Annotated in this window: 16 protein-coding genes; 8 read left to right on the forward strand and 8 right to left on the reverse strand. The window is 36.9% G+C overall.

The genetic code is table 11. The features are described 5' to 3' along the window. Positions 1-112 precede the first annotated feature (112 nt). Positions 113-823, forward strand: a complete 711-nt coding sequence (gene ftsE / locus RT723_RS11400) for a cell division ATP-binding protein FtsE (RefSeq protein WP_315947219.1) — start codon at positions 113-115, stop codon at positions 821-823. Beyond that, positions 820-1,806, forward strand: coding sequence for a permease-like cell division protein FtsX (gene ftsX, locus RT723_RS11405; RefSeq protein WP_315947220.1), 987 nt, complete (start codon positions 820-822; stop codon positions 1,804-1,806). The genes ftsE and ftsX overlap by 4 nt, the downstream gene beginning before the upstream one ends. 58 nt (positions 1,807-1,864) lie before the next feature. On the opposite strand, the gene RT723_RS11410 is transcribed toward ftsX, so the two are convergent. Next, positions 1,865-3,106, reverse strand: a complete 1,242-nt coding sequence (locus tag RT723_RS11410) for an EAL and HDOD domain-containing protein (RefSeq protein WP_315947221.1) — start codon at positions 3,104-3,106, stop codon at positions 1,865-1,867. Positions 3,107-3,327: 221 nt separating this feature from the next. Between RT723_RS11410 and rpoH the strand changes: the two genes are divergently transcribed. Next, entirely contained in the window at positions 3,328-4,194 is an 867-nt protein-coding gene (rpoH, locus tag RT723_RS11415; RefSeq protein WP_216053942.1) for an RNA polymerase sigma factor RpoH, read from the forward strand. A 154-nt stretch (positions 4,195-4,348) separates the two neighbouring features. After that, positions 4,349-5,170 (forward strand): DUF2797 domain-containing protein, encoded by an 822-nt coding sequence (locus RT723_RS11420; protein WP_315947222.1) that lies wholly within the window; start codon positions 4,349-4,351, stop codon positions 5,168-5,170. 19 nt (positions 5,171-5,189) lie between these two features. Here RT723_RS11420 and RT723_RS11425 read toward each other — a convergent pair whose 3' ends face one another. From RT723_RS11425 to gpmM, 3 genes are all read right to left on the reverse strand, one after another. After that, positions 5,190-6,002: a divergent polysaccharide deacetylase family protein gene (locus RT723_RS11425; protein WP_315947223.1), complete on the reverse strand. Its 813-nt coding sequence runs from the start codon at positions 6,000-6,002 to the stop codon at positions 5,190-5,192. Between the two features lie 162 nt (positions 6,003-6,164). Beyond that, a complete protein-coding gene (locus tag RT723_RS11430) occupies positions 6,165-7,343 on the reverse strand; it encodes a murein hydrolase activator EnvC family protein (protein ID WP_315947224.1) in 1,179 nt (392 codons plus the stop codon). A gap of 42 nt (positions 7,344-7,385) precedes the next feature. Then, positions 7,386-8,915: a 2,3-bisphosphoglycerate-independent phosphoglycerate mutase gene (gpmM, locus tag RT723_RS11435; RefSeq protein WP_315947225.1), complete on the reverse strand. Its 1,530-nt coding sequence runs from the start codon at positions 8,913-8,915 to the stop codon at positions 7,386-7,388. Positions 8,916-9,106: 191 nt separating this feature from the next. On the opposite strand from gpmM, the gene RT723_RS11440 reads away from it, so the two are divergent. The 4 genes from RT723_RS11440 to gpsA are packed head-to-tail and all read left to right on the forward strand — an operon-like array spanning position 9,107 to position 11,376. Continuing rightward, positions 9,107-9,535 (forward strand): rhodanese-like domain-containing protein, encoded by a 429-nt coding sequence (locus tag RT723_RS11440; RefSeq protein ID WP_216053946.1) that lies wholly within the window; start codon positions 9,107-9,109, stop codon positions 9,533-9,535. A gap of 15 nt (positions 9,536-9,550) precedes the next feature. After that, on the forward strand, positions 9,551-9,808 hold the full coding sequence (grxC, locus tag RT723_RS11445; RefSeq protein ID WP_216053947.1) for a glutaredoxin 3: 258 nt from the start codon (positions 9,551-9,553) through the stop codon (positions 9,806-9,808). Between the two features lie 22 nt (positions 9,809-9,830). Next, on the forward strand, positions 9,831-10,319 hold the full coding sequence (gene secB / locus RT723_RS11450; protein ID WP_315947226.1) for a protein-export chaperone SecB: 489 nt from the start codon (positions 9,831-9,833) through the stop codon (positions 10,317-10,319). A 46-nt stretch (positions 10,320-10,365) separates the two neighbouring features. Next, the gene (gene gpsA, locus RT723_RS11455) at positions 10,366-11,376 is read left to right on the forward strand and encodes an NAD(P)H-dependent glycerol-3-phosphate dehydrogenase (RefSeq protein WP_216053949.1); all 1,011 of its coding nucleotides are present in this window, start codon (positions 10,366-10,368) and stop codon (positions 11,374-11,376) included. A 70-nt stretch (positions 11,377-11,446) separates the two neighbouring features. Here the strand turns inward: gpsA and ppnP are convergent, their stop codons facing one another. The 4 genes from ppnP to RT723_RS11475 form a co-directional block, all read right to left on the reverse strand. Further along, entirely contained in the window at positions 11,447-11,758 is a 312-nt protein-coding gene (gene ppnP / locus RT723_RS11460; RefSeq protein WP_315947227.1) for a pyrimidine/purine nucleoside phosphorylase, read from the reverse strand. Positions 11,759-11,876: 118 nt separating this feature from the next. Further along, the gene (locus tag RT723_RS11465; protein WP_315947228.1) at positions 11,877-13,742 is read right to left on the reverse strand and encodes a tetratricopeptide repeat-containing diguanylate cyclase; all 1,866 of its coding nucleotides are present in this window, start codon (positions 13,740-13,742) and stop codon (positions 11,877-11,879) included. A gap of 9 nt (positions 13,743-13,751) precedes the next feature. Next, positions 13,752-15,407: an HD domain-containing phosphohydrolase gene (locus RT723_RS11470; RefSeq protein WP_315947229.1), complete on the reverse strand. Its 1,656-nt coding sequence runs from the start codon at positions 15,405-15,407 to the stop codon at positions 13,752-13,754. 110 nt (positions 15,408-15,517) lie between these two features. Then, a complete protein-coding gene (locus RT723_RS11475) occupies positions 15,518-16,345 on the reverse strand; it encodes an MBL fold metallo-hydrolase (protein WP_315947230.1) in 828 nt (275 codons plus the stop codon). Positions 16,346-16,409: the final 64 nt, after the last annotated feature.

Below are 16,409 nucleotides of genomic sequence, written 5' to 3' on the forward strand. Positions count from 1 at the left end.
TGTTCCTAATTATTAACAAGCCAGAAAATTAACTTCTGGCTTTTTTCTATCTGCTGCATGAGTTAATCTATTAGGATAATAAAAAATCCCATTTAAAATTGGAATGCGTTAAATGATCAAGTTTGAGCAGGTAAGTAAAACTTATCCTGGTGGCTTTCGAGCTTTAGAAAGAGTGTCTTTTCATCTACAAAAAGGTGAGATGGCATTTTTAACTGGGCATTCAGGCGCAGGTAAAAGTACGTTATTAAAGTTGATCAGTATGATTGAACGACCATCGATTGGTAATGTATTTATAAATGGTAAAAATTTAAATCAAATATCCGCAAAACAAGTGCCGTTTGCACGACGTGATATTGGCATGATCTTCCAAAACCATAGATTATTACAAGAGCATAGTGTTTTTGATAATGTTGCTTTGCCACTAGTAATCGAAGGTATATATACTCAAGGTGAAATCACCAAACGGGTGCACGCAGCTTTAGATAAAGTTGGTTTGTTAAGTAAAGCCAAATTATTTCCTAAAATTCTATCTGGTGGTGAGCAGCAGCGTGTTGGCATCGCTAGAGCGGTTGTGAATAAACCTCCTTTGTTACTGGCAGATGAGCCTACGGGTAATTTAGATCCAGAGTTATCCAAAGAAATAATCAATGTTTTTGAGCAGTTTAATGATGTTGGGGTCTCGGTATTAATTGCGACCCATGATTTAGGGTTAATCGCTAGGATGAAAAATAGAAGTCTCACTTTAAAACAGGGTCGTATGATTAACGACGGTTTAGCCCATGATGACGGTTTATCATCAACTGAAAGTGGGATATTAATATGAGTATTCTGTTTTCAACCGACGCTTCAGGTGCACGTTCAAAATCAGTGAATCCTATTCAAAAATTTATTTATTTCTGGGTACATAACTTACGTCAGATTATAACCAGTGTTGGTGAAATTTGGCGCACCCCAGTTGCGTCAGCAATGACTATTGCAGTGATGGGATTAAGTTTAACCTTACCTGCCACCCTCCATATCATTGTTAAAAATGTACAGTCGATAAACTTAGAATGGGACAGTGCCTCAGAAATAAGTTTATTTTTAAATGACAGTTTATCCGAACAACAAATATCCAGCGCCATTCGTCGTATACGTAGTTACGACGAGGTAGAGGAATTACGCTATATCAGCAAAAAAGATGCTATTGCTGAATTTAAATCTTTATCTGGATTTGGTGAGGCGCTGGACTATTTAGAGTCAAACCCCTTACCAGCTTCATTTATAGTGACGCCAAATAAATATCACCGCCAAGCTGAACCCGCCAAATCATTATTAGCGAAACTAGAAAAAGAAAGAGAAGTTGATTTTGGTAAGTTAGATATTGACTGGTTAACTCGCCTCAACGCCATAGTTAGCATGTTAGAAGAAGCGGTTATTACGGTGGCGTTATTACTCATGGTCTCGGTTGTATTAATTATTGGTAATACTATTCGTCTATCTATCATTTCCCGTAAAGAAGAAATTGAAGTGATGAAACTGGTGGGTGCAACGGAAGGATTTATCCAACGTCCTTTTGTTTATACCGGTATTTGGTATGGGCTAATGGGGGGATTTGTTGCCTTTATTATAGTGACATTTGTTATTTGGTGGATGCAATCTGCTATTGTGGAGATATCAGGCTTATATATGGCTGATTTTTTAATAGAAGGTCTGACGTTATCCGAGTTCGGGGCTTTAATGTTAATTGCATCAGGGTTAGGGTTTTCGGGCGCGTTTTGGTCAGTGCATCGTCATATTAAAGAAATAGAACCAGACTTAGATTAACCTTACTTGGCGTTTACTGAGTTAACTCATCGTTTACAATTTGATTGTTTAGTATGAGTTACTTACTTTTTCTCTCTCTTTTATCCTTAAGTAAGTATTCGTTTTGCCAGAGAAGGGCTTCATGGTAAACCCTTCCAATGTCATCCTTATCTAAGCCTAGTTTAGCAGAGGTTGAAGCAATAACATCCCAATCACCAATCTCATAGGCTTCACATAACATCAGATAAAGTCCAAGCGAACCTTTACGATGTAACAATGCTATTTTCATTGTTTTATCAATTGGCAGTTTAGGCACAATGCTTTCTATTGGGATATTGATGATAGGTGATATCAAGGATAATAAACCGGTTAAGTAAGCGCGCGGCACCGGTCCATTCTCATTATTAAGATCTTCCAAAAACTCACAAAATTTACTCCTTAAAATTGCCATATTGTGCAACTCCGGATTTGTGTGGGCTCCTAAATTGGCCAAAGCAATTAACGCGACAAACTTTTTAATTTCCTCAAAACCCAAATAAGTAAGAGCGTGTTTCACCGTGGTGACATCTTTGCCTGCCGCAAAAGCAGTCGATGATATATATCGTAATAAAGCAAAAGAAATACTGGCTTCTTTTTCGATAATGCTGGCGACCTGATCAAAGGTAACCTCGGCATTTGCCATTAAACTGATTAATTTCAGTAATTTAATTTTGTCTGTAGAAAGGCCTGTTTGTTCAACCATTTCTGGTTGTGCGTAAAAGAATCCTTGAAATAACGTGAAGCCTAGCTCTTTTAACATTCGAAGTTGATGCTCAGTCTCTACCCGTTCCCCTAATAAAATAATATTGGGGTACGTTGCTTTTAATTTGCGAGAGAATTTGGATATTTGAATAATATTAAGTTGTGAAATATCAACTTTTATAATTTCGGTATAAGGATAAAGCACTTCCCATTTTTCATTAAAGTCATGATCATCTAACGCCAGTTTGTAACCTTCCTCAAAGAGTTCTTTACATACCGCAACTAAGTCGTCGGTGACCGTCACATCTTCTAATATCTCAATAACGGTTGTGTCTTTGTTTAAGGCGGTCGGGGTTTTATTTAACAGACTTAATTCATGGAAATTTACAAAGGCCAGCTTGTTTTGGCAAATTTGTTCTAACCCAAGTATGAGTTGGTTTTGAGTGATGATCTTAGAAGTTGCTTCATTGGGGTCAATATGTGGAAAGCTGTTATTTAAACTATCTCTAAATAATAATTCAAATCCTATGGTTTCTTCATTTATATTTAAAATTGGTTGCCTAGCCACATAAGCGCTCATTCATACCTCCCTTAATAAATAACTTCCGATAAAACTACTTTAACTTGGTTAATAATAAAACACTAATTGTAAATACGATGTTTATTCGTATTTAAATAAGGAAAAAAACTAAGCGAAATAAAAAATATAACTAAAAGATCTATAAAGCTCAAAAATAAAATTAGCACTCTAACTTTGAGAGTGCTAGTATCGTTTCACTTATTAAGAAGGAGTGATTGATCATGTCGAAATTAAGTCAATCTATGGATTTAGCAGTAACACCTCATAGCGGTAGCATTGAGTCTTACGTGTCTACTGTCACTAGTATCAATATGTTAACTGCAGAAGAAGAGCGTGAACTCGCTTTTGACTTATATGAAAATGAAAATTTAGCTGCAGCAAAAAAATTAATAATGTCGCACCTGCGTTTTGTGGTGCACATTGCGAGAAGTTATTCAGGTTACGGTTTACCTCAAGCGGATTTAATCCAAGAAGGTAACATCGGCCTTATGAAAGCAGTAAAACGTTTTAATCCTGAAGTTGGCGTACGATTAGTATCTTTTGCCGTTCATTGGATTAAAGCCGAAATACATGAGTTTGTACTTAAAAACTGGCGTATTGTTAAAGTTGCAACAACTAAAGCTCAACGTAAATTGTTTTTTAATTTACGTAAATCTAAAAAGCGTTTAGGTTGGTTTAGCAATGACGAAGTGTCAAATGTTGCAGAAACGTTAGGTGTTTCCAAAAAAGAAGTATTGGAAATGGAATCTCGTATGAGTAATTACGACATGGCATTTGACATGGGTAATGATGATGAAGACTCAGATTCAGCGGCATATTCTCCATCATTATATTTGGAGCGTGATAACTCAGACGTAGCTGAAAACGTTGCTAATAAACAGTGGGAAGAACATACAAATAAACGTCTTTTCTCTGCGATTAAAACGTTAGATGAACGTAGCCAAGACATTTTGCATAGCCGTTGGTTGGATGATAATAATAAAACCACTTTGCAAGAACTTGCCGACAAATACAGCGTTTCTGCTGAACGAGTTCGTCAGTTAGAAAAAAATGCAATGAAGAAAATTCAAGGTTTGTTAGCAGCCTAAACACGAACACTCTTAAAGGACCAGCCTGAAGGCTGGTTTTTTTATGCAAAATATTTAGAGATAAAGAATCTACAGATGAAAACTCATATTCCACAATGGAATTTTGAGGCTCTGTGTTAAAGTTCATTTAGAGTTAATTAATAAGAATAATAATATGATCGGTTTTGTAAAAAAAATGGTTTCCAACTTGAATATGGAAACTGGAGAAGTAGATTATAAATTACCAATTGGTGATGAGTTGTTACCACTTAATGAGTTAATAGGTAAACCGTTAACCTTAACTTATACGGGCAACATAAGTTGTTTGAATTGCCATAAAAAAACGAAAAAAAGTTTTTCTCAAGGGTTTTGTTTTCCATGCATGAGAAAACTCGCCGCTTGTGACATGTGTATTATGAAACCTGAAACATGTCACTATGATCAAGGTACATGCAGAGAGCCTGAATGGGGCGAGAAAAATTGCATGATTGAACACTATGTATATTTAGCAAATACCTCAGGATTAAAAGTGGGTATCACGCGTCATACTCAAGTACCTACCCGTTGGATAGATCAAGGCGCTACACAAGCATTACCAATCATAAAAGTTAAAACCCGATATCAATCCGGTTTAGTTGAAACTGTATTGGCTGATTTTATTGCCGATAAAACAAATTGGCGAGCCATGTTAAAAGGAGGTAATGAAGCAATTGATTTAAAAGTGAAGGCCGCTGAATTATTGCCACAAATTACAGAACGTTTGGCAGCTATAAAACTTGAATTTGGTGAAGATTGTATCGAGATACTCGATGACGATGTTGTTAATATCGACTACCCGGTATTAAATTACCCAGTTAAAATTAGCTCTTATAACTTTGACAAAGAATTGGGCGTATCGGGTGTATTACAAGGTATAAAAGGGCAGTATTTAATTTTTGATACAGGTGTCATTAATATAAGAAAATTCACTTCCTATGAGATAAGTGCTGAATATTAATACACATTCTTAAGAACATTTATAGTGCACTTTCAGCTACTTTATTCGCAGTTGGTTTTATGAAATCAACTGCGATTTTAGTTTTTGCTTTATGCTTAATTTCTTCTCCATCTCCATCTCCATCTCTTGTAGCCAAGTTATCCAGTATAGAAATATTACTAGGTAACAGCTTAGATAATGGCACTAACTCAACGCCCATACTAGTTAACAAAGGCAAATTCTGTTGCAATAGTTGGTAAGTTTCAGGGTAAGGGTGGCCTATTGCGATGGCTGAACCATACTCTCTAGCAATGTTAATAAGACGTTGAAATTGAAACGCCATAATCTCTGGCTTTCTAACGTGGTCTAAGAAAATATTACGGTGTAATGCATTCACACCATATTGATCTGCGATAGGCTCGACCTTGCTAAGGACAGTTGTTTTACTGTCTAAAAAGAACATATTATGTTGTCTTAACAATTCCATAGTCCATCGCATAGGCTGATCTAATCGAGTTAACAAGCTTCCCATATGGTTGTTTATACCTACGGCATAGGGGACATCCTCAATAGCTGCAATTAAGGTTTGTTGAAATTGTTGCTTGGTCATATCCATAGTTAATGCACCAGGCCCTAAATACTGGTTTCTTTTATTGGCCTGCATGGGTAAATGTATGATCACATCTCTTTTTTGTTCGGTCGCTTGTTTTGAGAATGCGGTGCTATAAGGCGTGTGAGGTAAAATAGCGAAGGTTAAAGCCTGATTTAATGTAAGTAATTTTTTATCGCTTGCTTGATTACCAATGTCATCAATGACAATAGCAATTTTTCCAGCATGAGCATTACTTGCCATCAAAACATAGATTATTAAAAAAAAGTTATTAGTCTTAAAATTCGCAAAATCGTCTTAATTGTTATTGAGTTAACAAATTCATGTTCAGTGATATTAAGCAGTATATCGACATGATCCGTGTTTGTACTGTCAATTAACTGAAATATAAGTCAATTGCGTATTTTATCTACACCAGCGAGCTGGATTAACCGTTTTGCCTTTATAACGGATTTCAAAATACAACCCAGCTTCCGCTTGCCCACCACTTTGACCAACTAAGGCGATAGGTTCATTTGGTTCTACATAATCACCAGCACGTTTTAATAATGCTTGGTTATGTCCATATAAACTCATATAGCCTTTACCGTGGTCTATGACGGTCACCCAACCAAAGCCTTTTAACCAATCTGCGTATAAAATAATACCTTCGGCTATACTATTAACCCTATTACCTAACGCGGAGTCAATCATCACTCCTTTCCAGCGTAACGCGCCATTACGTCTTTGACCAAACTTACTTTTTAACCTGCCTTTAGTTGGCCAAACTAATTTTTTCAATGTATATAACCCAGCTAATTTTGCTGGATCAACGGCCATTTTACTTTGTGCTGCGGCAATTGCATTTGTCAGTCTCTGTTGATTAGCTTGTAACTGTTTTAATTTGTCTTGATCGGATTTAATGTTTTTGTTGAGCTGACGTAATGCTGATTTTCGCTCTTTTTGAGAGAGAGCTAATTGTTGACGTTCATCTTTTTGATGTTTCTGTAATGCGAGCAAATCAATTTGTTGCTGCACCAATTCTTGATCAATTTCACTTAATCTTGTTAATACTCTTTGTATATCTTCAAGTTGTTTAACCCTAGCGTCATTAATAGACTTGTAGTAAGTAATTAATCGCTCTAGCTGTGCAGGTTCGTTTTGATTGAGTAATAATTTGGTGTAGTCATGTTTGCCATTTAAATAAGCAATTTTGACCATAGAAGCTAACAGAGTTTGTTGAATCTTTTTTTCTTTATTCAACTTATGTTGTTCTTGTTTTAGCTTAGATATCTTGTCGTTTACGTCATCTAACTGGTTATTGGTTTGTGTCAGTTGGATTGCAATTTCAGCGACTTTTAGCTCTGCTGACTTAAACGAGTCTTCAAGATTTGATTTTTTGCTAATTTGTTTATCTAACGCTTCTCGTTGCTGCTTGATACTAAGTTGTACTTGTTTGAGCTTTTCATTATTTTTTGTAATGTTGTTATTTGAATTATTACTTGGGGAAGCTAAAACCGAGGCGCAGAAACATAAAGCGGCTGAGATTGAAATAACAGCCGACTTTATAATTAGATTTTTGATAATTTTAAAAGGTAGATTCACAGTTATTCTGATAATTTAAACATCCCTGTCTATCTAATCAGATTAATCGACTAACATCAAAGGTTTACCAGACATTTCTGCTGGTAACTCCATACCAATCAAATTAAGTATGGTTGGTGCGACATCACTTAGCTTACCCCCTTCAACCACTTTGGCGTCTCGACCTACGTAGATGAATGGTACAGGTTCACTAGTATGTGCTGTGTGAGCTTGGCCTGTTTCAACATTAGCCATTTTCTCTGCATTACCATGGTCAGCGGTGATTAAACATTCTCCGCCCACTTTTTCCAGAGACGCAACAATACGTCCAATACAATGATCGACAGCTTCACATGCTTTCACTGCAGCATCAAATACACCAGTGTGGCCGACCATATCACCATTTGGGTAATTAACAACGATGAAGTCAAACTCTTTAGACTCAATAGCCGCAACTAATTTATCGGTTAATAACTCAGAGTTCATTTCTGGTTGAAGGTCGTAAGTAGCCACTTGTGGAGATGGTATTAATTCACGTTTTTCACCCATAAATAAGTCTTCACGGCCACCAGAAAAGAAGAAAGTTACATGAGCGTATTTTTCTGTTTCAGATATACGTAACTGTGTTTTCCCATGTTTTTCTAGCCATTCACCCAGTACATTATTCAATGGTGTTGGAGGGAAAGCCGCAGTGGTATTTATATCCGCAGCGTATTGGGTCAACATGACAAAGTCAGTTAGTTTAGGTGCATGTTTACGCTCAAAACCTGAGAAGTCGTTATCTACAAAACTACGTGTTAATTCGCGTGCTCTGTCTGCTCTAAAGTTCATAAAAATAACAGCGTCACCATCAACCATAGGTACGGCATTACCTATGATAGTCGGTTTAACAAACTCGTCATTTTCATCACGTGCATAGGCATCTTCTAACCCTTTTATTGCTGAATCAGCAGTAAATTCGCTTTGAGCGGAGGTTAACAATTCATATGCTTTTTCTACACGATCCCATCGATTATCTCGGTCCATGGCATAATAACGACCAATTAGCGAAGCTACTTTACCTTTGCCAGAAGTCGCAAAGTGTTGTTCAAACGTTTCTAAAACGTTTTTTGCACTGCGTGGTGGCGTATCACGTCCATCAAGAAAAGCATGTACATAAACTTTATTACAACCTTGTTGTTCAGCCATTTTTACCATAGCTAAAATATGTTCGTCGTGACTATGTACGCCACCGGGAGACATAAGCCCCATAATATGAACCGCTTTATCGTTTTGTACAGCAGAATCCACCGCATTAACTAACGCTGGATTTTGATTAAATGAACCATCTTCAATGGCTTTCGTAATACGAGTGAAATCTTGATAAACAATCCGACCGGCGCCTAAGTTTACATGACCCACTTCAGAGTTGCCCATTTGACCGTCTGGTAATCCAACATCAAAACCACTGCCAGAAATTAGCGTACGTGGTTTGGTCTTCCAAAGGTTATCTAAGTTAGGCGTATTAGCCGCGGCAATAGCATTGTTTTCTGTTGAGACACGATGACCCCAACCATCCATAATAACTAAAACAAATGGTTTTTTATCCGACATGAAGGTTTCCGTATTTTTGAGTTAATGCGATGATGTATGCCAAGATTCTAACCTGTTTTAAACCCAGTGTTTAACAATTTTTAAGATCATCTTATAAGCTTTTGGTATCTTTAGATTAAGCAGGTATAATCCCGCCACTTCAAAACAAATTCTGAATACATTTCAGAGAATAATATTTAGGTAATTTATCTATGGAACAGTTTGTTGAGTTTATTGGCAACCACTATATGTTAGGAGCTGCGTGGGCTCTATTATTTTTAATGTTAGTCATGAGTTGGTTATCTGGTGCAACATCTAGCGTTAAGTCTATTTCAAGTCATGATCTAACTATGTTAGTAAATCGTTCAAATGGTCATGTGGTTGATATCCGTTCGGTTGCGGACTTTAATAAAGGTCGCATTACGGATTCGGTTAACTTACCAATGGATAAAATAACAAGTGGCCAATTTGGAGCGCTTGAAAATAAAAAGGCTGACCCCATAGTAGTTGTTTGCAACGCTGGAATGACGGCTAAAAGTGCAGCTAAATTAATGCATAAAGCGGGTTTCGAGCAAGTATCAGTATTGCAAGGTGGTATTCAAAGTTGGATAAGTGCAAGCTTACCCGTTGTTAAAAAGTAAATAAGACTCTTATATATGGCTAAAATCGATATTTACACAAAGGCTTATTGTCCTTTTTGTGTTAGAGCACTTGGTTTATTAAAAATGAAACAAGTTGAATTTACTGAAATAAAAATAGACGAACATCCAGAATTACGAGCGCCAATGATAGCTCGAACTAAAGGCGCGTATACCGTTCCTCAGATTTTCATTGGCGACCAGCATATTGGCGGATGTGACGACTTAATGGCTCTAGAGCGTGCAAATAAACTAGACACGCTGTTATCAAAATAAATAATATTCAGGAATAATTAAAATGACAGAACAAGCAGCAACTCCAACAAACGAAGCAACGGCTCAATTTTCAATCCAAAGAATTTATGTAAAAGACATTTCGTTTGAAACGCCTAACTCTCCGGCTATTTTCACTAAAGAATGGCAACCTGAAGTAAAATTAGACTTAGATAATAAAAGTGTAAAATTAGAAGATGGTGTTTATGACGTTACTTTGTCAGTGACGGTAACAGCTACAGTTGAAGGTCAGACTGCATTTTTATGTGAAGTTCAGCAAGCTGGTGTTTTTGTAATCGGCAACATGCCTGAAGGTCAAATTGCACATATGTTAGGTGCTTTCTGCCCAAATACATTATTCCCATACGCACGTGAAACAATCTCTAACTTAGTTAACCGTGGTACTTTCCCAGCGTTAAACCTTTCTCCTGTTAACTTTGATGCGTTGTTTGCCCAGTATATGCAACAGGCGCAAGCTCAAGCAAAAAGTGAAGGTCAAAAGTTAGACGCGTAAGTTTATAACTTGTTATAAACTTTTTGTCGCTTAAAGTGGAGACAATATGAGTTCTGATAAAAAATTCAGAATTGCAATTTTAGGGGCTGGCTCTTATGGCACCGCCCTCGCTTTTTGTTTTGCTCGCAATGGACATGATGTGATCATGTGGGGGCGAGATAAAGAACAAATGGCGGATATGCAATTACATCGTCAAAACCGTAAGTACTTACCTGGGGCTGATTTCCCAGATACGCTTCATGTCACCGACGATCTCAATCAAGCCGTCACACAATCCGAGTTACATTTAGTGGTTGTACCTAGTCATGTATTTTCCAATGTATTAACTCAAATAAAACCATTACTGCCTAATAAGCCTAAAATTTGTTGGGCAACTAAGGGATTAGATCCTAATACTGGACGTTTATTACATACGGTAGCAAGAGATATACTTGGCGATGAGGCTTCTTTAGCTGTGTTGTCTGGTCCTACATTTGCTAAAGAAATGGTGCAAGGTTTACCGACGGCAATCTCGTTGTCATCTGATGACCAAGCGTTTGTTGATACCATAAGTAAATTATTGCATTGTGAAAGGAAGTTCCGAGTTTATACCAACTCAGACTTTGTTGCGGTACAACTGGGGGGCGCAGTTAAAAATGTAATCGCTATCGGTGCGGGTATGGCTGATGGTATTGGATATGGTGCCAATGCAAGAACGGCGTTGATCACTCGTGGATTAGCAGAAATGATGCGATTAGGGATGGCATTAGGTGCCGAACCTCAATCGTTAATGGGAATGGCTGGACTTGGTGACTTAGTATTAACCTGTACCGATAATCAATCTCGTAATCGTCGTTTTGGTTTAGCATTAGGTCAAGGTAAATCAGTAGAAACGGCAATGGAAGAGATCGGCCAGGTTGTTGAAGGGTATCGTAATACCAAAGAAGTTCACATGTTAGCTAATGAAAATCATGTTGAAATGCCGATAACCGAACAAATCTTTGAAGTTCTTTATAAAGGAAAGTCAGCCCATGATGCCGCTTTGGCTTTATTAGCTAGAGATCCAAAATCAGAGTAGTTGAGCTTGCTTTCAATAAGAAAAAACCAGTTAACTTAACTGGTTTTTTTATGGTTAAAAATAACGGACTTTATTTTATGTAGTGACAAGTATAGTCAGTTATTTCGATTACTTTTACTTTAAAAGATGAGTTAGCTGGTACGCCAAAACTTTCACCGCCAATGATGGTTTGCCACTCTGAACCTGGTAATAATAACTCTAACTTTCCTGAAACTATTTCCATTAACTCTTCTTCATTGGCGCCAAACTCATAGGCACCCGGTAACATGACTCCTAGCGATTTAGTGGTGCCATCTGAAAAGGTCAAGCTACGACTTGTTACTTTGCCATCAAAGTATATGTTGGCACTTTGTTTTATAGACACATTGTCAAATTGTGACATTTAGGTAAGTCCTTATAGTATTGATATTAATTAAAATAATACGGGTTTTTGCAAAAGTAAAAAGCTTAAATGGCTATATAAAATATCAATTGGTTACACGTTTACGAAATAATTGGGTTTACTTTCCGCATAACCTATTTCGGCCAGATTTTTTCGCATCATAAAGAGCCGTATCTGCTCGTTGGATTATATCTGTTTGATAAGCGTCATTTATAGAGGCTTCTGATAGACCTAAACTGATCGTGACTGGCTGAACTAGCCCTGGAATATCCAAGTCTTCAATCGCTAACCTAAATTCTTCTAATTGAGCATGCGCTGCTTGATAACTTTTGGAATTCAATATGATTAAGAACTCTTCGCCGCCATATCGGCCAACGGGTTGCGCTTCACCAAATATATTGATTGCGCAGTCCGCAATATGTTTTAAAACGGCATCTCCCATCACATGACCAAATTGGTCATTAATGTTTTTGAACAAATCTAAATCAAACATACACACATACAAGGATTGTTTTGATTTTTTAAAGTCGTTGAATCTTTGAGATAAAATAGCCATTATTTTTCTGCGATTATATAAACCGGTTAAATCATCTGTGGTGGCGAGTTTATCCAGCTGTTTCTGTAATCGAATATTGCGTGACAGAATAAAGGTCACAAAAATAGCAATGCAGATTGAAAATAGAGATGTCAATATTAATAAATCTGTTTGTTTCTTATGTTTATCTAGCTCCACTTTCTTAAGCTGATTTTCTAATATTAATAATTGGTTATCTTTAGCGTAAATTGAGTTTTTTAGTTTCTCAAAAACGGATTCTCTAGAAATTTCTAATTGTTGTTTATGGTAAGCCCTAAGTTGATCTATATAGTTTTGTTGCACTTGATAGGCTTCTTTTATTTTGCCTAATGCAAAAAAGACATTAGCTTGAGTTTCAGCTGACTGGACATAAGTTTCAAACGACCTTTCTGTTTTATATGGTTTAAGCGCTTCTAATTTGGTTAAAGAGTCTTGTGCGTCTTCATACATATTTAAGTTTAATTGTACGCTAGCGAGATCGCCGTATATTTGAATTAAATTTCCGATATGATTCTCAGGTAAAAAACGTTGTTTTGCGTCTAATAAAACCGCTAAGGCTTGATCGTATTGCTTGGCATGTAAATAACTGCGCCCTAGCCCCATATAGGCATAAGCAATACCTATTATATCGCCACTAGTACGGCTATAACGTTCTGAGTTTTTATAAGCATTTATAGCTTGTTCATAGTCCTCGGTTTGGATATAGATATCCGCTAAGTTGTAGTAAGCCACAGAGAGTTGTTGTGTGTTTTCAGTTAACATCACATATTCGATTGACTTTAACATGGCTTCGATTGCGCCATCCGGATGACCCGTTTGTAAATAAATGGTACACAAGGCATTGTACATAGTAGATAAAGCATCTGGGCTGGATACATTATCGACTAGTTCATATGACTGAGTCATATAATCCATCGCTTGATCAACCCGATTATTACTCGCTAACGTACCACTATAAACTGATAACATTTCAACGATAAGCTCTGGATCTTCCGTCTTTTTAGCGTAATCAATGGCTTGTTCTAAATACTCATACTGCTGCGGTATGTTCTGTTTGAATTGGGAGTAGTAAGCCAAGGTTAAGTACATGTAGGTTTTATCGTGGGCAGATATATTTAACTCAAGTGCATTGGTGGCATATTTATAACCAAGTTCAAACTCAGAATATATAGGATATAAACGGGCTAACCAATAAATGACTTTGGCATTCTCTGGGTATTCGACCGATAATTCTTTCGCTAAGTTTAATGCTTGCTGGCTATCCGATTTATATACTGACTCAATATCCTGTAATTTGGATGAAAGCGAAGAGGCTGGGTTACTGGCTAATGCAGAAAAAGTGGTAACTAAAAAGAAACTTATTAATAAAATAATATGTGATTTTTTGCTATTCGATACTTTAAATTTCATTCTTGTTATTCATATCCTATGAATGATAACTTTTTTAGTTATCGTTTCCCTTTTGTCGGGTAATACGTACCCTGGAATTTTACTTTTGTCGATTTCATCAATTTGGTCTCTTGATAAGTATTGCTGAGCATATTGCATATAAACTTCTTCATCTATAAATACGTCAAATAAATCTGGATCTATGTGTTTATCGAGTTTCATGAATCCCATTATTCTTAAACATTCACTCAACATTTTCGCTGGTTTATATGGTCTATCAGCTGCAGTTAATGCTTCAAATATATCAGCAATTGCCATCATTCTAGCAGGAACAGACATTTGTTCACGTGTTAAACCGTTGGGGTAGCCAGTACCATCCATTTTTTCGTGATGACCACCGGCGTATTCAGGTACATTGCGTAAGTGTTTAGGAAACGGGAGTGACTCTAACATGTCAATGGTTACCACCATATGGTTGTTAATAATCTCTCGTTCTTCTGGTAATAGTGTGCCTTTAGCAATTTCCAGATTACATACTTCGTTGCTAGATAATAATGGTTGTTTCACACCCGCAATGGTCACTTGATGTTTTGCTGCAATATCATGTACACGTTGTTGATCATCAGGTTTCATGAACTCTCCACCAACATTCGCTTTACATAAAAACAATCTGTCTTGTTCAAGCTCTTCGATCAAACTAGGTAACTCACTTTCAAGTTTGGTAATATCTTTACCTTGTTTTAATTGGTCAATTATTTTTTGCTGATGGGCATTTTTAATTTCATTAATGGCTAATTCAATTCGGCATTCAACTAAAGCAATGCGATCGAAAATCGTTTCTAGTTTCGATGCTTTATCCATCACATATTCTGGCGTCGCAATTTTTCCGCAGTCATGTAACCAGCCTGCAACAGAAAGTTCATATTTTTGATTTTCGTCTAGGTAAAAATCCGATAATGGACCTGACTTGGTATGACAAACAGCGTCGGCGATTAACATGGTTAATTCTGGAACACGATTACAGTGACCACCTGTATAGGGTGATTTTTCATCGATTGCGCGAGCGATTAGGCGCGTAAGAGATTTAAATAACACTTCCATGCCATCAATCAGTTGTCTATTGGTAAGGGCAACAGCGGCCATAGACGTTAATGAGCGAATGATCTCTTCTAATGCCGGAGGGAAATCAACGACTTGCTCATCTTGTTGAGCGTTAATCAGTTGTAATACACCAATCAGCTCTTTTTCATGGTTCTTCATGGGGATTGTTAATACGGACTTAGTACGATACCCCGTTTTCTCATCCATTTTACGAGCGGCACTCATGTCATAGTTGCCAGATTCGTAAGCGTCTGAAATATTAATGACTTGATCTGTTGCGGCTGCGTATGCGACTAAAGCGTTGTAATTTGGTTCGCCGTCGACAAACATTGGGATTTCAGGGAAAGGGATAGGTTTGCCAGAAGTGCCACCCATATACATATTAAGAGTGTCATTTAATAGTGTTTCGAATTTAAGACAATTTTTTTCGGTAATAGAATATATCGTTCCGCCGTCAGCTTGCGAAAGTTGTTTTGCGCTTAGAAGAATATTCTCTAATAGTTTTGTAGTGTCTTCTTCAGTTGATAATTCCACACCCACATTAATTAAATGTTTAAGTGCTGAGTCGCTGAAATCCGTTGCCATTATTATTCTCTATTACTTGTTAGCGTACATGAGTAAATAGCTAACATTGTCGTAATTACTATTTAGTATATGGTGTTTTATTACTCAATGCGAGTGATGATTATTTGTGCCTAAAGTTGAATAATCTGTTGTTCTTTCGCAAAAAATATATTGCAATCTAACTGCATTTTATCAATCTTTTCTTGCCATGCATCTATGTCATCGTCAGTCCGATCGGGGTCATGGCTATATATAGCTAATTGTTTAATATGGCTACTCTTTGCTAAATCGACAGCTTCATCAATTAATGAATGGCCCCAGCCGTGTTTAAGTGGCATGTCTAGGTCTGTGTATTGACCATCATGAATAACCAAATCCACTCCTAATAAAAACTCTTTCCACTCATATGACGTTGTTGAAGGAACATCAGGTGGTGCTAATTCATTATCAGTGACATAAGCAACTTTTTTACCACCACTTTCAATTATGTAAGCTGAGCCTCCATTTGGATGGTTAATCGTTCGTCTATATACTCGAAAGCCATTAATTGTAAGGGGCTGTATATCCCAGTTAGGTTGTTTAAAGTTTAAGTTGGCCAATAATTCATGTTCATCCAAAGGAAAAAAGCTCCCATTCATCTGCTCAACAACAGCTCTTGGTTGGTTAGGTGTGGTTTCACTTGGGTATATATAGACGTTACGACCTTTTTGATAAATAGGTTTAAAGAAAGGAAAGCCCTGAATATGATCATAATGATTATGAGATAACACAATAAAAACATCTTCGTTATGTTTAACAAATTCATCACCAACCACTCTAATGCCAGTGCCAGCGTCTAAAATCAGTTTTTGCCCACCTTCAGATTCAACTAATACACAAGCGGTATTACCACCGTATTTTAATGTTGAAGGACCAGGTGTGGGACAAGATCCGCGAGTACCGTAAAAGGTGATTTTCATAAAGTTAACTGCTTTAGTTAATACACTGAATTCGTTATATATTTAAAACCAGTATAGTTATGCG

It is taken from the genome of Psychrosphaera aquimarina, from assembly GCF_032461525.1.
Lineage (GTDB): Bacteria > Pseudomonadota > Gammaproteobacteria > Enterobacterales > Alteromonadaceae > Psychrosphaera > Psychrosphaera aquimarina.